The organism is Streptomyces sp. NPDC085944 (genome assembly GCF_040686295.1).
Classification (GTDB): Bacteria; Actinomycetota; Actinomycetes; order Streptomycetales; family Streptomycetaceae; genus Streptomyces; species Streptomyces salinarius.
Window position 1 is genome coordinate 105,434 of record NZ_JBFBJX010000005.1, and the last position, 21,576, is coordinate 127,009.

A 21,576-nucleotide genomic window follows, 5' to 3' on the forward strand; every position below is an offset into this window, starting at 1 on the left:
CCACCGAAGGGGCCGACGGACGAGCCGCCGAAGGGGCAGGACAGGGCGGACGCGGGGTGACGGGTGACGGTGGACGACGGGGCGGACGGGGACACGGGATGACGCGGCGGACGGGGTGACGGGGCGCGGTCGGGCGGGTCAGGACGAGTCCGGCGCACGCGCCGGGAAGGACAGGAGCTCGGCGGCGAGCGCGTCGAGCCGCGCGTCGAGGAAGTCCAGCGGCGGTCCGGACACCAGGTCGGCCGCGGTGGTGGCCACATGGGTCGGAGCGGCCCAGCCGCCCAGCGCCCGCACCACCGTGCGCAACTGGTCGCAGGCGGTGCCCGCGCCGCGCGGACCGCCGCCCGCGGCGATCAGGCCGACCGGACGGCCGGCCAGTGCGTCACCGGTCAGGTGGTCCAGGGCGTTCTTCAACAGCGCGCTGTACGAGCCGTGGTAGACCGGCGTCGCCAGCACCACCGCCTCGCACCCGGCGGCGAGCGCCCGCAGTTGCGCGGTCTGGCTGCCGGGCGGCGGCTCGTCGTACTCCTCCAGGCGGTGCGCCTCGGGGAACTCCACCGCCAGGTCCACCAGCCGGAACCGGGACCCGCCCCGCGTCAGCCGCTCGCCCGCCCGCAGCAGGATCTCGCGGGACACCGAGCCCTTCGCCGCGCTGCCGAGGATGCCGAGAATCACGACCCCGCCTCCCTCGCCGCGGGCCCGGTCACGATCCGCACCTCGCGCTCGGCCCGGTCCACCAGCGCCGCCAGCCCCTCGGGGGTGTCGTGCACGAAGACGTGGGTGCTGATCCCGGTGCCGGAGAACGTCGACGCGGGGACGGCGGCCCCGACCCGCGCCCGCACCGTGCGGGCGTGTGCGTCACCGGCCACCGCCGAGTCGTCGTACTCCAGCAGCCGGCCGCCGCCGCAGTAGTGCACCGTCCACCCGGCGTACGGGGCGACCGGTTCGCGGCGCCCGGCGAGGGGGTTCTCGCCGGCGTCCGCGAGGATCTTCGCGTGGCGCAGGTCCACGCCGTCGGTGGCCAGGAAGGCCTCGACGACACCGCCGCCCCCCGGTCGGGCGGCCACCTCGCAGAAGGTCGGGCCGCCCGCGGTGAGAAACGCCTCCAGGTGCAGGACGCCCGAGCGCACCCGCCAGGCGTCCACGACCTGGGCGAGCAGCCGCCCGGCCGCCGCGCGCACCGCCGGGTCGGCGACCGTGGCCGACGACAGGGGCCGGCCGCGCCGCAGCGCCATGGTGTCGCGGACGTAGGCGGAGACGTTCCACACCGGTTCGCCGTCGTGCACGACCGCGTCGATGTGGCACATCGGCGCGTCCACGAATTCCTCGCACAGGAAGGCGCCCGGCACGAAGTGCGCGCCCAGCCAGCGTTCCAGCTCCGCCCGGGTGGACAGGACGGCGACGCCCTGCGAGCCGGAGGCGGCGCGCGGCTTGACGACGATCCGGCCGTGCCGGCCGAACAGGGTGGTCACGTCCTCGGCGGTGTGGGCGAGGAGCCCGTCCGCGTGGCGGATGCCGTGGCGCCGCGCCAGACGCTTCATCACCGCCTTGTCGATGAACCGGCTCACCGCCTCGGGGCCCTCGCCCGGCACGCCCAGCAGCCGACGCAGCCGGGCGGCCGGCTCCAACAGCCGCTCCGAGAGCGCGGCGACCCGGTGCACGGGGTGGGCCGCCCGCACGGCCCGGGCGAGGTGGCCGAGGGCGAAGTCGTCGTACAGGTCGGTGCGGACGACCAGGTCGGCGGGCCCGGAGGCGTCCTGCGCCGAGGTCAGGACGGACAGCCGGAAGCGGTCCGCGGGCAGCACCGGGGAGGAGCCGTCGGCGCCGGTCCAGGCGTCCGCGCCGAGCCGGTCCAGCAGCAGCACGTGGGTGCGGTCGTGCGGCGCGGTGCGCAGGACCACGGAGTCCGCCAGCCGGTCCGCCGCGGCCCGCGCCGCGTCGCGCCCGTCGGCCACCACGGTGTGGCGCAGCCAGGTGCCGGGCCCGCCCGCCCCGGCGACGTGTCCGGCGCCGGTGAGGACCCGTGCCCGGAACACGTCGGGCCGGGCGCCCAGTTCGGCGGCGGTGCTCGCTTCCACCACCCGCAGCGGCCCGGCGGGCAGCGCCAGGGCGCGCTGCACGGCGACCCGGTCGCGGACCCTGCCGCGCGGCACCCGGCCGAGCGCGGCCTCGGCGACCGCGGCGACCAGACCGCGGGTGTGCACGGCGTCGTAGAGATCGATGACGGCCTCGTCGAGCCCGGGAAGCACGAGGGGCCCGGCCGAGCCCTGCCCGGTCCGGCCGCCCTCCGGCCCACCGCCCGCTCCGACATCGGTCTTCGCGCCCCGGTCCGCCGCGCCCCGGTCCGCCGCGCCCCGGCCCGCCACGACACGGGCTCCTGTGCCCCGGCCCGCCGTGGTGCCGGGCCCGGTGTGGCTGTCCGCCGTGCCGTGGTGTGCGGCGGGGCTGGTCGCGGTCTCGGTGTCCGCCGTGCCGTCGGCCGCCATGGCGCCGGCCTCTGCTCCGCCCTTTGCCGTGCCGTCGTCCGTCGTGGCGCCGGTCCCTGTGACGCCTTCCTCCCCGCCGTCGGCCCCCGTGCGGCCGGTCTCCACGCCGCCCGCCGCAGCCTCGGTCGGCGTGACCTGGCCCGGCGCGACCTGGGCCGCCGCAGCCTTGGCCGGCGTGACCTGGCCCGGTGCGAGTTCGGCCGCCGCAGCCTCGGTCGGCGTGACCTGGCCCGGCGCGACTTCGGCCGCCGCAGCCTTGGCCGGCGTGACCTGGCCCGGCGCGAGTTCGGCCGCCGCGTCCCCACTCCCCGCGTCGGGCGTCTCCCCCGCGGGGAAGAAGCACCGCACCACCCCGTCGAGCCCGGCGTCCCGTACGGCTCGTACGGCGCGTTCGGTCAGCGTCGCGCGGGCCTCGGCGTCGAGTGCCGTCGGGCAGAGCCGTAAAGCCGGCTCCTCGTCGATCACCGTGAGCGCCCGTACCTCGTCCCGGTGGGCGGTGACCACGACCGTGTGTCCGGGCACCGGGGGTGCGCCCGGCCGTGCGCCGGGGCCGGGGCCCCCGTCCCGCAACTGCCGGGCGTACGGCGTCGCGGAGAGCGTGAGGACGCCGCGCACCGGCTCGGCGGCGTGCACCGCGCGGGCAGCGGCCCGGATCCCGGGGCCCGTGTCGGCGGTGTGCCACTGCCCCTCGCAGTTGCGGGCCCACAGCGCCCGCGCCTCCGCCTCGCCCTCCGGACCCGACGTCCACACCACGCTGACCCGCGACGTCACCGCACCCACGGCCGTCAGCGTCGCCTCGACGGGGTCGCCCGCGCCCAGCAGCACCATGAGGTGCTCCCCGCCCGTGAAGCCGGCCACGGGGGAGGCCTCGGAGGCGGCCGGTGAGACGGCCGGTGCGGCGGCGGTCACGGGGTCGGCCGCCGAACCGGCGGCTCCGCGCACCCCCTCCGCGCCACCGGCGTCCCCGGCCGCTCCCGGAGCCTGGCCGCCCACCTCCGGAGCCAGCTCCAGCGAGGCGAGGAGCCGCCCCGCGGCCTCGGCGGCGGTCCGCGCCGCGTCCTCGGCCGTGGCGCCCCGGGCCAGCACATAGCCGATCCGGTCGTGATTGGTGCGCAGCGCCCGTACCCGGTCCCCGGGAGCGACGGCGAGGTGGGTCTCGATGACGTCGGGCCCGAGCACGTCCGCCGGTTTGCCGCCCCGCACCACGGCCGCCACCGGGCTGTACAACTGGTGCAGCGCGACGACCGACTCGGGCGGCCCCGCCTCCTCCACCGGCTCCCCGGTGGCCAGCGCCATCAGGTCCCGGGTGAGCGAACGGCCCAGCGCGTACGACATCTGCCGGGTCACCACGTGCCCGGCGACCCGGCCGTTGACCTCGATCAACTCGGGTCCGGTCGGCGTGAGCAGGAGCTCGGCGTGGACGGCGGAGCGGCGCAGGCCCAGCGCGCGGACCGCGTCCAGCACGAAGGCGCGGGCCGCCGCGTCCTGGTCGAGGCGGGCCGGGAAGTGCCCGCCGAGTTCGGCGGTCTGCCCGGTCGGTGCCGGGAGCCGCTCCGCGAAACCGAGCAGCACCGCGCGCCCGTCCGCCACCAGCAGTTCGGCGCTGACGTGCCGCCCCACGGCGTACTCCTCGACCAGGGCGCGCGGCGGAGCGCCGTCGCGGCCCGCCGGCACCCGGAGCAGCTCCGCCAGCGCGCGGGCCGCCTCCCCCCGGCTCCAGGCGACGGTGACCCCCACCGACCAGCCGCCCGCGGTGGGTTTGACCACCACGGGCAGGCCGATCTCGTCGACCGCGGCCAGCCCCTCGGCCTGCGTGGCCGCGACCCGCCAGCGCAGCGAGCCCACCCCGTGTTCGGTGAGGCGGGCGCGGACCGCGGACTTGTCGGCCAGGATCCGCGCCGCCGCCACCGACTCGTGGGGCAGACCGAGGTCCCGGGCCAGTTCGGCAACGGCGAAGGGGTGCACCTCGTCGCGGCAGATCACCCCGTCGGGCCTGGTCGGTCCGAGCCGGCCGCGCAGCCGCTCGGCGAGCCGTCCGGCGGCGGGATTCGCCACCTCCACCAGGCGGGCGGCGCGCGAGGCCAGCTCGAATCCGGGATTCCCCCGATAGGAGTCGAGATTCCCGGTGACGAAACTGACCTCGACACCCGCGTCCGCCATCTCCGCGACCATGTCGAACCCGCGGACGGACGTGGTCTCCACCAGAACAATGTGCACGCCGCTCAGCTCCCCGGCCCGATAGGTCCTGCGTTCCGCGCCAGCCTCCGCCCGGCCGTCCACACCTCTCAAGGCACCTCGGGGGAATGGGTCAAGTAGCCGCCGCGTGCCCGCCCGTGACGAGCCACGACACCCTTTTCCCGGTCCGTCAACACCGCCGCGGGTAATTCCGCGAGTTGCCAGATTGCTGGCTCCGGCTCGCACCGGGCCGTGCCGCCCGCCTAATTTCGGCGCACATCGCATTCGTTCGGCACATGCCCGTGAACGATCTCCGGAAGATCGCGGAGAAACCCGAGAAACACCCCACAGACATCCCGAGAAAGGGACGAGACGGCGTGCGAACCATCGACCTTCCGGCCTACGGATCAGGCCACTCCGCCCCCCTCACCCACGTGGGATTCCGGCCCGACGGCAAACGGCTGGCCACCTCTTCGTACGACGGCTCGGTGATCGTCTGGGACACCGGCGACCGGGCCCGCCCCGCCCCGCTGGCCCGGCTGCGCCACCGCCGCCTGGTCAACGCCTCGGCCTGGAACCCGGTCGACCCCGAGGTGCTCGCCACCGCCTCCGCCGACAAGACGGTGGCGATCTGGCGGGTCACCGAGGAGGGCCGCACCACCCTGCGCACCGTGCTCGCCCGGCACACCGACGACATCAACTCCGTCGCCTGGCTGCCCGACGGCGAACGCCTCATCTGCGTCTCGGAGGACGGCCGCGCCACCCTGTGGTCGACCGCCGACGGCACCTTCCTCGCCGAGGTCGGCTCCCACGAGGCGCACTGCATGATGGTCTCGGTCGGCCCGCACGGCCTGGTCGCCACCGTCGGCGAGGACGGCCTGGTCGCCGTCTCCGACCCCGACGGCACCACCGCCCCGGCCACCCGCCGCTACGACTCCTCCATAGAAGGCTGCGCCTGGTCGCACTCCGGCCGCCTCCTCGCGGTCGCCCGCGACGACGGCGCCGTGGACCTGCTCACCGCCGGCCTCGACGTCGTACGCACCGTCCCGGTCTCCACCTCGGCGGCGCGCGCCGTCGCCTGGGCGGAGGACGACTCCGCGTTCGTCGTCGGCGCCTACGACGGCGGCCTGCACTGGTTCGACGTGGTCGGCACCCGGCTGCACCGGGTCGAGGACCGCCGGGTGTGGCCCCGCTCGGTCGCCGTCGCCCACGGCGTCGTCGCTGCCGGCTCCTTCTGGAACGGCCCCCACCTGTACGACCTGACCACCGCCCGGCCGATCGCCGCCCCCGAGGACGCCACCCACGGCCCCAACGCCCTGGTCCAGCACGGCGACGAACTCCTCGTCGGCACCGACTCCGGTCTCGTCGTCGCCGTCACCGCCGACGCCGCCGCCACGCCCTCCGTCCGGCTGATCGACCTCACCGACGGCCCGATCCTCTCCCTCGCCAGCGACGGCGACACCCTCTACGCGGGGACCTACTCCGGGCAGGTCCTGCGCCACGACGGGCACACCCTCACCGCCGGCGCCCCGCTCGGCGCCCCCGTACCCTCCCTCGCCGTCCACGACGGCACCCTCGTCGCCGGCACCTACAACGGGGAGTTCGTCCTCCTCGACCCCGTCTCCCTCGCCGAACGCGAGCGGATCGCCGCCCACGACGGCTCCGTGAAGTCCCTCGCACCCGTCGACGGCGGCTTCCTGTCCGCCGCCACCGACCGCACCGTACGGGCCGGCGGGCCGCACGCCCGCGCCACCCTGTGGGAGCACGGCAACCTCGTCAACGCGGTCGCCGCCCTCGGCACCGAGGCCGCCGCCAGCGCCTCCCGCGACCACACCGTCAAGGCCGGCCGGCTCGTCCGCCTGCCCGACGGCGCCTGGCGCGCGCGGGACGTGCAGACCCTCCTCGGCCCCGACGAGTCCGTGAAGTGCGTGGCCCTGCTGGGCGACGCCGACCGGCCCGTCGTCCTGGCCGGCTCCTACGACTTCGGTCTCTACGCCTGGCAGGTCGACTGGCACGACTCGGCCGCCACCCTCGCCTCGGGCCGGCTCTTCGCCGAGTTCGGGCAGGGCCTGTCCTGCATGCTCCGGCTCACCGACGGCACGGTCGCCGTGGCCGGCTGGGACGGCCGCCTCCTCCAGGTCGGCCTCGACGCCGACGGCCGCCCCGCCGTCCGGCGCTCCCTGCACCTGGAGGAACTGCTCCACACCCCCGCGGCGACCGCCCCGGCCGCCGCCGACGCGACGGAAGGCAGGGCCGCATGAACACCCTCACGCCCCCGGAACGCGCCGCCACCGTGCGGGCCCGCGTCCCGGTCACCCTCGACCGGGCGGCCGGACGCACCGCGGAACTCGTCACCTTCCACGACCTTCCCGACGCCCGGGAACACCTCGCCTGCGTCCTGCCGCACGCCCCGCACACCGTCCCCCTGGTCCGGCTGCACAGCGAGTGCCTGACCGGCGACGTGTTCGGCTCGGCGCGCTGCGACTGCGGCCCCCAGCTCGACGAGGCGCTCGCCGCGATGGCCGACCAGGGCGGCGTCCTGCTCTACCTGCGCCAGGAGGGCCGCGGCATCGGCCTCTTCAACAAGCTGGACACGTACGTCCTCCAGGACCAGGACATCGACACCTTCGCGGCCAACCGGATCATCGGCCGCGGCGAGGACGAGCGCGACTACCAGGCCGCCGCCGCGATGCTCCGTGCCCTCGGCCTGACCCGTGTCCGGCTGCTCACCAACAACCCGGACAAGGTCGCCCAGTTGCGCGACCTCGGCATCCGGGTCGACGCCGTCCTGCCCACCTCCGTGCATCTGACCGAGCACAACGCCCGCTACCTCGCCGCCAAGGCCGACAGCGGGCACACCCTGACCCTGCTGGAAGAGGCGAGCGCATGAACCTCGACGACATCACCCGCTCCCCGCACTTCCAGGAGCACGCCGACCTCGCCGACCCCGCCCGGGTGCACCGGGCACCGGGCCCCGGGCAACCGGTGAGCGCCGACCGGCTGCGGCTGGCCGCCGCCGTGGAGGACCCCGCACTGCCGCTGGCCGAACGGCTCGCCGCCGGCGGCATGCTGGGCCTGCTCGGCGACCCCCGCCTCACCCCCGTACCGGTCACCTGCTTCGTCCCCGGTGCCACCGTCCCCGTCGGCCTGCCCGCCGACGAGGTCGAGTACGTCGTCCGCCACTGGGCCGACAAGGGCGTCGAGGAGTCCTGGATCGTCAAGGAGACCCCCGAACACCCCGTCCGCCTCGACGACTTCTGGATCGCCCGCTATCCGGTGACCAACGGCGAGTGGCGGGACTTCCTCGCCGACGCGGGCCTCACCGACCGGCCCACCACCTGGTACCTCGGCGCCTATCCGTGGGACCGCTCCAACCACCCCGTGGCGGGCGTCCGCGCCGAGCACGCCGACGCCTACGCGAGCTGGCTGAGCGAGCGCACCGGGCACCCTTGGCGGTTGCCCACCGAGGCCGAGTGGGAGTACGCCGCCAAGGGTCCGGAAGGACGCCCCTACCCCTGGGAGGGCGGCTTCGACCCGGACGCCGCCAACACCCGTGAGTCGGGCGTGCACACCACCACCCCGGTCGGTGCCTTCCCGGACGGCCAGTCCCCGTTCGGCGCCCACGACATGGGCGGCAACGTGGAGGAGTTCACCGCCGACGACTACGCGCCCTACCCGGGCGGCGTCGCCGTCGACGACCACCTCACCCAGTCCATGGGCACCTACCGGGTCGCGCGCGGCGGCGGCTTCGCCCGCTTCGGCGACCTGACCCGCACCCGCCGCCGCCACGGCGCCTTCCCGGGACCGCTCTACCCCGTCGGCTTCCGCCTCGCCACCAGTGAGCGCCCCTCATGACCACCTCACCGCCCCTCCTCGCCCCCGCCCCGACGACTTCGACGACCCCGGCCGCCACCCCCGCCCCCGACCCGCGGTTCGCGCACATCCTGCGCGCCCTGGCCGCCCGACGCCCCGACCGCGCGGACATCGAGGCCCCGTTCGCGTCCCTGGAGCGGACCGCCCACCGGCTCCACCCCGGCCTCGCCGCGCTCCGGCCCGCCGTCGGCTCCACCCCGCTCGTGCCGGTGCCCAGCCGGGGCGGCCGCGGCACCGTCTGGCTGAAGGCCGAAGCCGCCAACCTCACCGGCACCGTCAAGGCCCGCACCGCCTACGCCCTGCTCTGCGGCGCCGTGGCACGGGCCGGCTCCGGACGCGTGCGGCTGGCCGAGTACTCCGGCGGCTCCCTCGCCGTGGCCCTCGCCCACATGTGCGCCCTGCTCGGCCTCGACCTGCACCTGGCCGTCCCGCACGGCGCCCCAGAGCGGCTGGTGGCCGCGCTGCGCCGCGACGGCGCCCGGGTCACCCGCGCCCCCGAGGGCACCGGCTTCCTCGGCGCGATGGACGAGGCCGCCCGCATCGCCGAGGACGAGGGCCGCCGGCTGCTGCTCCAGCACAGCGCCCCCGAGGCGGTCGCCGTCCACCGCGAACGCACCGGCGCGGAGATCGTCGCCCGGCTCACCGGCGAAGGCGTACGGCCGCACGCGCTCGCCGCCTCCGTCGGCTCCGCCGGCACCCTCGTGGGCACCGCACAGGCTCTGCGGCTGCGCAGGCCGGACTGCGCCGCCCACGCCGTCTTCCCCGCCGAGGCGCCCTACGGCGACCCGCACGCGCCCACGGCCGCACCCCGCATGAACGGCACCGGCGGTCTCGGCCACGGCCTGCGCCAGCCCCTGCTCGCCCCCTACGAGGACGAGTTCGCCTTCGCCGAGGTCGGCCACCGGGAGGCACTGGACGGCATGCGGCTGCTGCGCCGCACCCAGCGGATCGCGATCTCCGCCAGCGCCGCCGGCGCCTGGCTGACCGCCTCCCGCGCCCTGGACGAGGGCCCGCGCGGCCGGCACGCCGTGGCCGTCGCCGCGAGCCGCGGAACCGTGGAGGAGTGGACCGATGCCGCCGACCACTGACCTGGGCACCGGCCCGGCCGGTCCCGCCGCCTACACCGCCTACCGGAACGTCGTCGCCGACTCCTTCCGCGCCTGGTACGGCGCGGGACGCGACTCCTGGACCGCCGCCGGCACCAACGAGCGCGTCACCCGGTTCGCCTGCGACCAGAGCCCGGCTCCCACGGCCGGCGTCCGGCGCCGGGTCCTGGACGTGGGCTGCGGCCGGGGGCACCAGAGCACCGCGTTCGCCGAACGCCTCGACGCCGACACCACCGGCCTCGACCTGCTCGACGTGTGGGACGCCCCGCCACCGGCCCGCGGCACCGTCCGCTTCCGCCGGACCGACTTCCTGGACCACGTCGACGAGCCGCTGGACCTCCTGGTCGACAACGGCTGTCTGCACCACCAGCGCCGTCAGGACTGGCCCGGCTGGGCGGCCCACGGGGCGGGACTGCTGCGGCCCGGCGGCACCCTCGTGGTCAGCGTCTTCCTCAGCCCCGACGGCGAGATCACGGCACTTCCCCTGCAGGACGGCCGGCTGAACTGGTGGCTCACCGAGCGGGCCGTCACCGACCTGTACACCGCGGCCGGACTCGCGCCGCTGGACCGCCTGGTGATCGACCGCGATTTCGCGTACCGGGGCCACCGGCTCGCCTACCTGGCGCTGTCCTTCCGCAAGCCCCACCCGTGAAGGGACCTCACATGCTCAAGGCGATAGACCTGGACCGGCCCGGCAGTCACACGCACCTGCGCGCCGCTCTGCACGACGGGTTCTTCCTGGTGCGCAACACCGTGCCGGAGAGCCTGCTGGACGAGGCGTACGACTTCCTGCACGCCTTCTTCGCCCTGGACGCCGACGCCAAGCGGTCCTGCCGCGTCCCGGGCACCAACGGCCAGGCCGGCTACGTCCCGCCGCTGGTGGAGCATGCCGAGAAGGGCGCCGTACCGGACTGGAAGGAACTCTTCCACTGGGGCGAGCCCCTCCCCGCCCACCATCCGCTGCGCCGGCGTTTCCCCGACCGCTACCCCGACCCCTACTTCCCCGACCACCTGGTCCCCGGCATCGGTTCGGCCCTGCGTGAGCTGCACGCCCGCATGCTGCGCTTCCAGCACGACGTCGTCCGCACCCTCGCCGACGCGCTCGGCGCCCACCCCGACTACTTCACCGACCTGCTGGAGGACGGCCCGGTCGTCAACCGCGCCACCTGGTACCCGCCGATGGCCGAGGCGCCCTCCGACCGTCACGTCTGGGCCGTCGAGCACCAGGACTTCGACCTGATCACCATGCTGCCCCGGGCCACCTCGGCGGGACTTGAGGTCCTGGTCGACGGGGAGTGGCTGTCGGTCGAGGCGCCGCCCGGCCACGCCGTCGTCAACGTCGGCATGGTCCTGGACCGCCTCACCAACGGGCTGGCCCGCGCGGCCGTCCACCGCGTCGTGGCGCCCCCCGGACAGCGGGAAGGGCGGCTGTCCATCGTCCAGTTCTGCCACCCGGCCCCCTGGACCACCCTCACCCCGCTGCGCGTCCCCGGCGCGGAGGAGGGCCCGCAGCGCTTCGCCACCCTGACCGCCGACGAGCTGTTCCAGCGCACGATGTACCGCATCCGCCGCCTGGACTCCGCCCCGACCCCGGTCCCGGCCCGATGAACGGCACGGACACACCGCGTCCGGTGCCCGCTCCCCGGCCCTCGGCGACCGGTACGGAGGAGTCCGGTCCCAGGACGTCGGGGGCGGGTACGGATGTGTCCCGTCCTGCGGCCGGTCCGCGGGCTTCGGTGGAGGCGTCCCGTCCCGTGCCCGGTCCGCGGGCGTCGGCGGTGGGTACGGGCGTGTCCCGTCCCGCGGCCGATCCCCGGGGCTCGGCGGTGGGTACGGATGTGCCTCGTCCCGCGCCCGGTCCGCGGGCCTCGGGGGCGGGTACGGATGTGTCCCGTCCCGTGCTCGGTCCGCGGGCGTCGGCGGTGGGTACGGGCGTGTCCCGTCCTGCGGCCGATCCCCGGGGCTCGGCGGTGGGTACGGATGTGCCTCGTCCCGCGCCCGGTCCGCGGGCCTCGGGGGCGGGTACGGATGTGTCCCGTTCCGCAGCCGGTCCCCAGGCCCCGGAGGCCGTCGCGGACGCGCCCCGGCCCGCCCCGGACCCTCCGGTGTTCTCCCGACGCGTCGTGGTCCCCGGCTCCCCGGCGTCCTCCCGGCCGACCGCGGTCACCGGCCTCCCGGGCCGCTCGGAGGGGGGCCGTGGTCGCCCGGGACCCGGCGGTGACGCGTCCCGCCCGTCGACCCTGCGTCTCATCCGGGAGGACCTGCATGCCGTCCTGGCCCGCGACCCCTCCTGCGCCGGACGGCGCGAGGCGCTGCTGCACCCCGGCTGGCAGGGGCTGGCCCTGTACCGGCTGGCCCACCGCCGCCACGTCCGCGGACACCGGCTGCGCGCCACCCTGTTGACCCGGCTGGCCCGGCTGCTGACCGGCATGGAGATCCACCCCGGTGCCCGCATCGGACGACGCGCCTTCATCGACCACGGCTTCGGCGTCGTCATCGGCGAGACCGCCGTCGTCGGCGCCGACGTGACGCTGTACCACGGGGTCACCCTCGGCTCCCGGGGCTGGCTGCGCGACGGCGCCGGGCAGGGCCGCCGGCACCCCGTCGTCGGCGACCGGGTCGTGATCGGCACCGGCGCCTCCGTCCTCGGCCCGATCACGGTCGCCGACGGCTGCCGCGTCGCCGCCCACACCCTCGTACTGCGCGACCTGACCGCCCCATGACCCGCCCCTGGCCCGCACCTCGACTCCACCTGCCCACGACCCGCCCCCTGGCCCGCACCACGACTCCACCCGCCCACCACCTCCGACGGAGAGGGAAAACCGCATGCTCACCCGACGCTCCCTGATACGCGCCTCCGCGGCCACCGGCGCCGCGGCCGCCCTGACCACGGGCACCGGCGGTCTCGTCCTCGCCGCCGGCACGGCCACCGTCCCCTGGGCCGCCCTGGCCGACGCCCTCACCGGCCGCCTGGTGCTGCCCGGCGACGCGGGCTACGACACCGCGAGACAGCTCCAGCTCGCCCAGTTCGACGCCGTCCACCCGCAGGGCGTCGCCTACTGCGCCACCGAGGCCGACGTCACCACCGCCGTCCGCTTCGCCCAGGACAACGGCCTCGCCACCGCCGTCCGCAGCGGCGGCCACAGCGCCGCCGGCTACTCCACCACCCCCGGCCTGGTCATCGACGTGTCCCGGCTCTCCGCCGTCCGCGTCGACGGCGCCACCGTCCACCTCGGCCCCGGCACCCAGGGCATCGACGCCCTGAACGCCCTCGCTCCGTACGGTGTGCAGATCGCCGGCGGCACCTGTCCCACCGTCGCCATGGGCGGCTGGCTCCAGGGCGGCGGCTTCGGCTACACCTCCCGCAAGTACGGCATGGGATCCGACCGTCTCGTCTCCGCCCGGGTCGTCCTCGCGGACGGCCGCACCGTGCGGACGAGCGCGACCGAGCACCCCGACCTGTTCTGGGCGCTGCGCGGCGCCGGCGGCGGCAACCTCGGCATCGTCACCGCCTACGAGGTCACTCCCGTGCGGATCCCGTCCCTGACCCTGTTCAACCTCAACTTCCGTTACACGGACGCCCACTCGCTGATCCTGGCCTGGCAGGACTGGATGGCCTCCGCACCCCGTGAACTCGCCTGCGAACTGATGTTCCTGCACTCCACCGACGCGCCCGCCGGCACCGAACCGACCGTCGTCCTCACCGGCGCCTACCACGGACCCAAGAGCGATGCCGACCGGCTCCTCGACCGTCTCACCACCGCCGTCGGCCACCCGGGCACCAGCCGCGCCGTCGACGAACTGCCCTACACCCAGGCGATGATGCGGGTCTACGGCTGCGGGGAGCGGACCGTCGCCGAGTGCCACCGGGTCGGCTTCACCCCCGAGGCCCAGCTGCCGCGCGAGTCCCACACCACCCAGCGCAACCTCTACTACGCCCAGCCCTGGACCCCGGCCGCCGCGCGCAGCGCGCTGGACGCCCTCACCGCCGACCCCCGCCCCGGCCAGTTCCGCTTCCTCGGGCTGTTCCCCTACGGCGGCCGGATCAACGAGATCGCCCCGACCGCGACCGCCTTCGTCCACCGCGACGCGGTGTTCAACGCCGGCTTCTCGGTCACCCTGCCCACCGCCGATCCCGCCGCGGAGGCCCGCGAAGCCGCCCGCGTCTGGGTGGACACCGCCCACACCACCATGGACGCGTACTCCAACCACGAGTCGTACCAGAACTACATGGACCCGGCCCTCACCAACTGGCGGCAGGCGTACTACGGCCGCAACCTGCGCCGCCTGCGCGCGGTCAAGTGCGCCTACGACCCGGACCGCTTCTTCCGCTTCGCCCAGTCCGTCGACTGACCTCCCGGCCCGGCCGCACCGCGGCCCTCACCCCGAAGGACCCACCGTGACTCGCACGGACGACCCTCTGCACGACGTCATCGTCATAGGCTCCGGCCCGGCCGGCTACACCGCCGCCCTCTACACCGCCCGCGCCCAGCTCCACCCCCTCGTCTTCGCCGGTTCCCTCCTCGTCGGCGGCGCCCTGACCACCACCACCGAGGTCGAGAACTACCCCGGATTCCCCGACGGCGTCCTCGGACCCGACCTGATGGACCACATGCGCGCCCAGGCCGAACGCTTCGGCGCGGACATCGTCGACGACGACATCACCGCCGTGGACCTGACCGGCGAGGTGAAGACCGTCACCGACACCGCCGGCGCCGTCCACCGCGCCCGCACCGTGATCGTCGCCACCGGCTCCCAGCACCGCAAGCTCCACCTGCCCGGCGAGGACGCGCTGGGCGGACGGGGCGTCTCCTCGTGCGCCACCTGCGACGGCTTCTTCTTCAAGGACCGGGACATCGCCGTCGTCGGCGGCGGCGACACCGCCATGGAGGAGGCCACATTCCTCACCCGGTTCGCCCGGTCGGTGACGGTCGTGCACCGCCGGGACAGGCTGCGCGCCTCCAAGGTCATGGCGAACCGCGCCGCCCAGGACCCGAAGATCCGCTTCCTCTGGAACAGCGAGGTCGCCGAGCTCCACGGCGACGACCGCCTCACCGGCCTGACCCTGCGTTCCACCCGCACCGGCGAACTGCGCCCCCTGCCGGTCACCGGCCTGTTCGTGGCCATCGGCCACGACCCGCGCACCGATCTCGTCAAGGGACAGCTCGCCCTGGACGACGACGGCTACATCCGGGTCGCGTCCCCCTCCACCCGCACCAGCCTCCCGGGCGTCTTCGCCGCAGGCGACGCCGTCGACCACGCCTACCGCCAGGCCGTCACGGCCGCCGGCACCGGCTGCGCCGCCGCCCTCGACGCCGAGCGGCACCTCGCCGCACTGGACGCCGGCGAGCGCTGAGCACATCAAGGGGCCGGGGCAGCCGGTGTGCGTGCCGAACCCCACCCGGAGCACACCGGCCGGGTGGGGACCGTCGCCGGCGAACGCGCCGGCCGGGGCCCGTCTCCTAGCACTCGATGATGTTCACCGCGAGCCCGCCCCGGGCCGTCTCCTTGTACTTGACCGACATGTCGGCGCCGGTGTCCTTCATGGTCTTGATGACCTTGTCGAGGGAGACCTTGTGGGAGCCGTCGCCGCGCATGGCCATGCGGGCCGCCGTCACCGCCTTGACCGCGGCCATGCCGTTGCGCTCGATGCAGGGGATCTGGACGAGGCCGCCGACCGGGTCGCAGGTGAGGCCGAGGTTGTGCTCCATGCCGATCTCGGCGGCGTTCTCCACCTGCTCCGGGGAGCCGCCGAGCACCTCGGCGAGGGCGCCGGCCGCCATCGAGCAGGCGGAGCCGACCTCGCCCTGGCAGCCGACCTCGGCGCCGGAGATGGAGGCGTTCTCCTTGAAGAGCATGCCGATGGCGCCGGCCGCGAGGAGGAAGCGGACCACGCCGTCCTCGTCGGCGCCGGGGACGAAGTTCACGTAGTAGTGCAGGACCGCGGGGATGATGCCGGCCGCGCCGTTGGTGGGGGCGGTGACGACCCGGCCGCCGGCCGCGTTCTCCTCGTTCACGGCCATCGCGTAGAGCGTGATCCACTCCATCGCCAGGGCCTGTGGGTCGCCCTCGGAGCGGAGCTTGCGCGCGGTGTTCGCGGCGCGGCGGCGGACCTTCAGGCCGCCCGGCAGGATGCCCTCGCGGGTCATGCCGCGCTCGACGCACGCCCGCATCACCCGCCAGATCTCCAGCAGACCCTCGCGGATCTCGTCCTCGTCGCGCCAGGCGCGTTCGTTCTCCAGCATCAGTGCGGAGATGGACAGGCCCGTCTCGCGGGCCAGGCGCAGCAGCTCGTCGCCGGTGCGGAAGGGGTACTTCAGGACGGTGTCGTCCAGGACTATGCGGTCCGCGCCCACCGCGTCCTCGTCGACGACGAAGCCGCCGCCGACCGAGTAGTAGGTCTTGGTCAGCACCTCGGCGCCCTCGGCGTCGTACGCCCACAGCGTCATGCCGTTGGCGTGGTAAGGGAGGGCCTTGCGGCGGTGCAGGACCATGTCGTCGTCGTAGGCGAAGGCGATCTCGTGCTCGCCGAGGAGACTGATGCGGCCGGACGTCCTGATCTTCTCGACGCGGTCGTCGGCCGTCTCGACGTCCACCGTGCGCGGTGAGTCGCCCTCCAGGCCGAGCAGCACCGCCTTGGGGGTGCCGTGGCCGTGGCCGGTGGCGCCGAGGGAGCCGTACAGCTCGGCACGGACCGAGGCGACGGAGTCCAGCAGCTCCTCGTTGCGCAGGCGGCGGGCGAACATGCGGGCCGCGCGCATCGGGCCGACCGTGTGTGAGCTCGACGGGCCGATGCCGATCGAGAACAGGTCGAAGACCGAGATGGCCACGGGGACTCCTCAGAACGGGGGTGGTGCGGAGGGGGTGCCGAGGGGCGGGGTGCCCGGCCGCTTGTGGCGGCTGCGGCACCCCACCCCCGGGAGCGGTGTCTACTTGTTCAGACCCGGGTACAGCGGGTGCTTGTCGGCCAGGGCCTTCACCCGGGCCTTGAGGGCCTCCGCGTCGTAGGACGGCTTCAGCGCCTCGGCGATCACGTCCGCGACCTCGGCGAAGTCCTCGGCGGTGAAGCCGCGGGTCGCCAGGGCCGGCGTACCGATGCGCAGACCGGAGGTCACCATCGGCGGACGCGGGTCGTTCGGGACGGCGTTGCGGTTGACCGTGATGCCGACCTCGTGGAGGCGGTCCTCGGCCTGTTGGCCGTCCAGCTCGGAGTCGCGCAGGTCCACCAGGACCAGGTGGACGTCCGTGCCGCCGGTCAGGACGGAGACGCCCGCCGCCTTCGCGTCGTCCCGCACCAGGCGCTCGGCCAGGATGCGGGCACCCTCCAGCGTACGGCCCTGGCGCTCCTTGAAGTCCTCGCTCGCGGCGACCTTGAAGGCGACGGCCTTGGCGGCCACCACATGCTCCAGCGGGCCACCCTGCTGACCGGGGAAGACGGCGGAGTTGATCTTCTTGGCCAGCTCGGCCGTGGAGAGGATCACACCGCCGCGCGGGCCGCCCAGCGTCTTGTGCGTGGTCGTGGTGACGACGTGGGCGTGCGGCACCGGGTTCGGGTGCAGGCCCGCCGCGACCAGACCGGCGAAGTGCGCCATGTCGACCATCAGGTACGCGCCGACCTCGTCCGCGACCTTGCGGAACGCGGCGAAGTCCAGCTGACGCGGGTAGGCCGACCAGCCGGCCACGATCAGCTTCGGCTTGGTCTCCTTGGCCAGGCGCTCCACCTCGGCCATGTCGACCTGGCCGTCGTCGCCCACGTGGTAGGGGACCACGTTGTAGAGCTTGCCGGAGAAGTTGATCTTCATGCCGTGGGTCAGGTGCCCGCCGTGGGCGAGGTTCAGACCCATGATGGTGTCGCCGGGCCTGAGCAGCGCGAACATCGCGGCCGCGTTGGCCTGGGCGCCCGAGTGCGGCTGCACGTTGGCGTGCTCGGCGCCGAAGAGGGCCTTGACCCGGTCGATGGCGATCTGCTCGACCACGTCGACGTGCTCGCAGCCGCCGTAGTAGCGGCGGCCCGGGTAGCCCTCGGCGTACTTGTTGGTGAGGACCGAGCCCTGGGCCTCCATGACCGCGACCGGGGCGAAGTTCTCCGAGGCGATCATCTCGAGGGTGGACTGCTGGCGGTCCAGCTCGGCGTCGACGGCGGCGGCGACGTCCGGGTCCAGCTCGTGCAGGGGTGTGTTCAGAAGCGACATGCGGTCGTGACTCCTCAGGCGCCGGCGAAGGCGGTGTACTCGTCGGCGGAGAGCAGGTCGGCCGGCTCGTCCGTGACCCGCACCTTGAACAGCCAGCCACCCTCGAAGGGGGCGCTGTTCACCAGCGACGGGTCGTTGACGACGTCCTCGTTGACCTCGGCGATCTCGCCGGAGACGGGGGAGTACAGGTCGGAGACGGACTTGGTCGACTCCAGTTCGCCGCAGGTCTCGCCCGCGGTCACCGAGTCGCCGACCTCGGGGAGCTGGACGAAGACGACGTCACCGAGCGCGTTGGCCGCGTGCTCCGTGATGCCGACCGTCGAGACGCCGTCCTCGGCGCCCGACAGCCACTCGTGCTCCTTGCTGTAGCGCAGCTGCTGGGGGTTGCTCATGGCCTGAATTCTCCTGTACGCGAGGAAGTGGCTGGTGAAGGGGGTGGTGGGGCGGTACGTCACACGGGGTCGACGCCGCCGGGGACGCAGGCGTCCGGTGCCGCCGGGGACACCGGGGGCCGGCGCCGCCCAGTGTCTACTTCTGGCGCTTGTAGAACGGCAGCGCCACGACCTCGTACGGCTCGTGGCTGCCCCGGATGTCCACGCCGACGCCCTCCGTGCCCGGGGCCGCGTGCGCGGCGTCGACGTACGCCATGGCGATCGGCTTGCCCAGCGTCGGGGACGGGGCGCCGGAGGTGACCTCGCCGATCACCTCGCCGCCCGCGACGACCGGGTACCCGGCGCGCGGCACCCGGCGGCCCTCGGCGACCAGGCCGACCAAGACGCGGGGCGGGTTCTGCTCCGCCCGGGAAGCGGCCTCGGTCAGCGCGGCGCGCCCGACGAAGTCGCCCTCCTTCTCGAACTTCACCACCCGGCCCAGACCGGCGTCGAACGGCGTCAGCGAGGTCGTCAGCTCGTTGCCGTACAGCGGCATGCCCGCCTCCAGGCGGAGCGTGTCCCGGCAGGACAGGCCGCACGGGACCAGCCCCGCGCCCTCGCCCGCCTTGGTCAGCGCCTGCCACACCTCGACGGCGTGCTCGGGCTTCACGAACAGCTCGAAGCCGTCCTCGCCGGTGTAACCGGTGCGCGCGATCAGCGCCGGGACGCCCGCCACCGTGCCGGGCAGACCGGCGTAGTACTTCAGGCCGTCCAGGTCGGCGTCGGTGAGCGACGCGAGGATGCCCGGGGACTCGGGGCCCTGCACCGCCAGCAGCGCGTAGGCGTCGCGGTCGTCGCGCACCTCGGCGTCGAAGCCGGCCGCGCGCTCGGTCAGCGCGTCCAGCACGACCTGGGCGTTGGAGGCGTTGGCGACCACCATGTACGCGGACTCGCCCAGCCGGTAGACGATCAGGTCGTCCAGGATGCCGCCGTCCTCGCGGCAGATCATGGTGTAGCGCGCCCGGCCCGGCTTCACGGTGCCGATGTTGCCGACCAGCGCGAAGTTCAGCAGCTCGGCCGCCTGCGGTCCGGTGACGGTGATCTCGCCCATGTGCGAGAGGTCGAAGAGCCCGGCGCGGGTGCGCACCGCGACGTGCTCCTCGCGCTCGGAGCCGTAGCGCAGCGGCATGTCCCAGCCGGCGAAGTCGGTCATCGTCGCGCCCAGCGCGCGATGCGTGGCATCGAGCGCGGTACGGCGGAGTGCGGAACTGCTCATCGGTCGGTCGTCTCCCAGGACAGGACGTGGCGAGGTCGGTCCTCCCCATCTGTCATCGGAACCTGAGAGGTTCGCCACGGCCACCGGAGTACGGCGATCAGGGCTTGCACCTTGGGTGGGACCGCCGTCGGGGCGGTCCGCTTTTCAGATGTGCCTCGCCCGCGCGGTAACGGTGCCTGAGAGATTCAAGGGAGGGACTTGCTCCTTCGGCGCCCCGGCGCGGCCGGGGACTCTCCCGCGCGGATTCAAACGGCCGGTATGCAGTTGGCGCCGCCATCATTGCACGCCCGGCCCATCCGTGGCAGACCGTGATCTGTAACCGGCTTGTGGCAGTAAGCGAACGAAAACGCGAGACCTGCGCATTACCTTCTCTTTACACTCGACGGGGAGGTACTCGTGTACCGCCCCAGGGGAGGACGATCACGGTGAACAGGACCACGGCGTACGCCACGACCTCGGGACTCGCGCTGCCCAAGCAGCCCGCCTCTCCCGCCCCGGAGGCCTGCGCCCCACTGCCCGCACCCGTCGTCCGGGACCTCAGGGGCCGCGACGGCCGCAGCCCGCACGCCCTCCTCTTCGGACCCCGCGACCTGGTGGTGATCACCGGTCTGCCCGGCAGCGGCAAGTCCACGCTGATGCGGCGCACCGTGCGCGGCCGCCGCGTCGACTCCCAGGACACCCGCGACCGCTGGGACCGGCGCATGCCGCGCCTGCTGCCGTACGCGCTCTACCGCCCCCTGGTCCGCCTCGCCCACTACGCGGGGCTGCGCCGCGCGCTGCGCTCCGGCGAGGGCGTCGTCGTGCACGACTGCGGCACCCAGGCCTGGGTGCGCGGCTGGCTGGCCCGCGAGGCCCGCCGCCGCGACGGCACCCTCCACCTGCTGATCCTCGACGTCGCTCCCGACGCGGCACTGGCCGGCCAGCGCGAGCGCGGCCGGGGCGTGTCGCGGTACGCGTTCCTGCGCCACCGCGCGGCCAACTCCCGCCTGCTGCGCGCGGTGACCGGGGGCACCGTGCCCGCCGGCTGCGCCTCGGCGGTCGTCCTTGACCGGGCGGCGGCCGACACTCTGCGCCGGGTCGCCTTCACGGGGTGACGCACGGTAGGGCCGCGGGGCCGAACGGGTTAGCCTTTCAGCCACGAAGCGGCCACCAAGCGGCCGTGAACGGCGGTACCAGGCAGGCGGTAGGTAGGCAGATGGACTTCCCGGCACAGGCACACCCCCATCCGCACGGCGGGTGGCCCGGCAACGAGCTGGAGGAGGTGCTGTCCGCGTCCCTCGGCGTCCCGACGGCCGGCGGCCGGATCGTGGAGGTCCTCGGCCGCAGCTTCCTGTGGATACCCCTGCCGAGCGGCGGCGGCCCGCACAGCGGCCCCCTCGACCTGCCCTCGCTGGAGATCGACGGCCAGGCCTACGTACCGGTGTTCAGCTCCGAGGAACAGTTCCGTCAGGTCGCCGGGGCGCAGATGGCGTACACCGTCGCCCCCGCCGTGGAGTTCGCCCGCGGCCTGCCCCCGCAGGTCGGGATCGCGGTGAACCCGGAGGGCGTGGTGGGCATCCCGCTGCCGCCGCCCGCCGTGGCCGAGCTGTGCCGGGCCGGACGCACCCCGCTGGACGGGCCCGCGTCCGGCGGCCGGGTCCGCCTCTTCGAGCCGGACTGGCAGGACGACCCGGTGGACTTCCTGGCCGCCGCCTCCGCCGAGTTCGCCGCCACCGGCGTGGTCCGCACCGCACGCCGCTGCCTGGCCGCCGTCGAGACCGCCGACCCGGTCCTGTACATCGGCGTCGAACTCACCCACTGGGAGGGCGACGCCCGCGCCCTCCCCCTGGACGCCCTCGGTCGCGCCCTCACCAGGTCCCCCCTGCACTACCCGGTCAACCTGGTCCTCCTGGAGGCGGCCCAGGACCCGGTCTGCGACTGGATGCGGGAGAGGGTCAGGCCTTTCTACGACGGTGACTTGTAATCGCCGTCCAGGAAAACGCCGAGAAGGGGCGCGAGGAACTGCGCGACCAGCCACAGCGGCGCCGCACCCGCCGGACGGCGAGGAGCCCCGAGCTCATAGGCCCCCCGCGCCCGGCGGAGCCGTAAGCTGGACCC

17 protein-coding genes and 1 riboswitch are annotated in these 21,576 nt (G+C 74.7%); of the genes, 11 read left to right on the forward strand and 6 right to left on the reverse strand.

Translation table 11 applies throughout. The annotated features are described in order from the left end of the window. Positions 1 to 138: 138 nt before the first annotated feature. On the reverse strand, positions 139 to 675 hold the full coding sequence (locus AB0P07_RS11280; protein WP_365548397.1) for an NADPH-dependent FMN reductase: 537 nt from the start codon (positions 673 to 675) through the stop codon (positions 139 to 141). After that, a complete protein-coding gene (locus AB0P07_RS11285; RefSeq protein WP_365548400.1) occupies positions 672 to 4,703 on the reverse strand; it encodes an ATP-grasp domain-containing protein in 4,032 nt (1,343 codons plus the stop codon). The genes AB0P07_RS11280 and AB0P07_RS11285 overlap by 4 nt, the downstream gene beginning before the upstream one ends. Before the next feature lie 335 nt (positions 4,704 to 5,038). Between AB0P07_RS11285 and AB0P07_RS11290 the strand changes: the two genes are divergently transcribed. From AB0P07_RS11290 to trxB, 9 genes are all read left to right on the forward strand, one after another. Continuing rightward, positions 5,039 to 6,922, forward strand: coding sequence for a WD40 repeat domain-containing protein (locus AB0P07_RS11290; protein ID WP_365548403.1), 1,884 nt, complete (start codon positions 5,039 to 5,041; stop codon positions 6,920 to 6,922). Further along, a complete protein-coding gene (gene ribA / locus AB0P07_RS11295) occupies positions 6,919 to 7,551 on the forward strand; it encodes a GTP cyclohydrolase II (protein ID WP_365548406.1) in 633 nt (210 codons plus the stop codon). Before AB0P07_RS11290 ends, ribA begins: the two co-directional genes overlap by 4 nt. Then, a complete protein-coding gene (locus AB0P07_RS11300) occupies positions 7,548 to 8,516 on the forward strand; it encodes an SUMF1/EgtB/PvdO family nonheme iron enzyme (protein WP_365548409.1) in 969 nt (322 codons plus the stop codon). Before ribA ends, AB0P07_RS11300 begins: the two co-directional genes overlap by 4 nt. After that, positions 8,513 to 9,622, forward strand: coding sequence for a pyridoxal-phosphate dependent enzyme (locus AB0P07_RS11305; protein WP_365548412.1), 1,110 nt, complete (start codon positions 8,513 to 8,515; stop codon positions 9,620 to 9,622). Before AB0P07_RS11300 ends, AB0P07_RS11305 begins: the two co-directional genes overlap by 4 nt. Continuing rightward, positions 9,606 to 10,292, forward strand: coding sequence for a class I SAM-dependent methyltransferase (locus AB0P07_RS11310; RefSeq protein WP_365548415.1), 687 nt, complete (start codon positions 9,606 to 9,608; stop codon positions 10,290 to 10,292). The genes AB0P07_RS11305 and AB0P07_RS11310 overlap by 17 nt, the downstream gene beginning before the upstream one ends. 11 nt (positions 10,293 to 10,303) lie before the next feature. Then, positions 10,304 to 11,248: a 2-oxoglutarate and iron-dependent oxygenase domain-containing protein gene (locus AB0P07_RS11315; RefSeq protein WP_365548418.1), complete on the forward strand. Its 945-nt coding sequence runs from the start codon at positions 10,304 to 10,306 to the stop codon at positions 11,246 to 11,248. Positions 11,249 to 11,670: 422 nt separating this feature from the next. Beyond that, positions 11,671 to 12,363 carry a serine O-acetyltransferase gene (locus AB0P07_RS11320; protein WP_365548421.1) on the forward strand — a complete coding sequence of 231 codons (693 nt, stop codon included), beginning with the start codon at positions 11,671 to 11,673 and terminating at the stop codon, positions 12,361 to 12,363. A gap of 103 nt (positions 12,364 to 12,466) precedes the next feature. Beyond that, entirely contained in the window at positions 12,467 to 13,993 is a 1,527-nt protein-coding gene (locus tag AB0P07_RS11325; RefSeq protein ID WP_365548424.1) for an FAD-binding oxidoreductase, read from the forward strand. 46 nt (positions 13,994 to 14,039) lie between these two features. Further along, positions 14,040 to 14,996 (forward strand): thioredoxin-disulfide reductase, encoded by a 957-nt coding sequence (trxB, locus tag AB0P07_RS11330; RefSeq protein ID WP_365548427.1) that lies wholly within the window; start codon positions 14,040 to 14,042, stop codon positions 14,994 to 14,996. Between the two features lie 106 nt (positions 14,997 to 15,102). Here the strand turns inward: trxB and AB0P07_RS11335 are convergent, their stop codons facing one another. From AB0P07_RS11335 to gcvT, 4 genes are all read right to left on the reverse strand, one after another. Next, complete coding sequence (locus AB0P07_RS11335; RefSeq protein WP_365548432.1) at positions 15,103 to 16,470, reverse strand: L-serine ammonia-lyase; 1,368 nt, start codon at positions 16,468 to 16,470, stop codon at positions 15,103 to 15,105. Positions 16,471 to 16,569: 99 nt separating this feature from the next. After that, positions 16,570 to 17,832, reverse strand: a complete 1,263-nt coding sequence (gene glyA / locus AB0P07_RS11340) for a serine hydroxymethyltransferase (protein WP_365548435.1) — start codon at positions 17,830 to 17,832, stop codon at positions 16,570 to 16,572. A 14-nt stretch (positions 17,833 to 17,846) separates the two neighbouring features. Beyond that, a complete protein-coding gene (gcvH, locus tag AB0P07_RS11345) occupies positions 17,847 to 18,224 on the reverse strand; it encodes a glycine cleavage system protein GcvH (protein WP_136207570.1) in 378 nt (125 codons plus the stop codon). Between the two features lie 136 nt (positions 18,225 to 18,360). Further along, positions 18,361 to 19,479: a glycine cleavage system aminomethyltransferase GcvT gene (gene gcvT / locus AB0P07_RS11350; protein ID WP_365548439.1), complete on the reverse strand. Its 1,119-nt coding sequence runs from the start codon at positions 19,477 to 19,479 to the stop codon at positions 18,361 to 18,363. 154 nt (positions 19,480 to 19,633) lie between these two features. Then, positions 19,634 to 19,727: riboswitch (glycine riboswitch) on the reverse strand. A 177-nt stretch (positions 19,728 to 19,904) separates the two neighbouring features. Between gcvT and AB0P07_RS11355 the strand changes: the two genes are divergently transcribed. After that, the gene (locus AB0P07_RS11355) at positions 19,905 to 20,573 is read left to right on the forward strand and encodes an AAA family ATPase (RefSeq protein WP_365548442.1); all 669 of its coding nucleotides are present in this window, start codon (positions 19,905 to 19,907) and stop codon (positions 20,571 to 20,573) included. A gap of 101 nt (positions 20,574 to 20,674) precedes the next feature. Further along, on the forward strand, positions 20,675 to 21,442 hold the full coding sequence (locus AB0P07_RS11360) for an enhanced serine sensitivity protein SseB (RefSeq protein WP_365548445.1): 768 nt from the start codon (positions 20,675 to 20,677) through the stop codon (positions 21,440 to 21,442). Positions 21,443 to 21,576 lie beyond the last annotated feature (134 nt).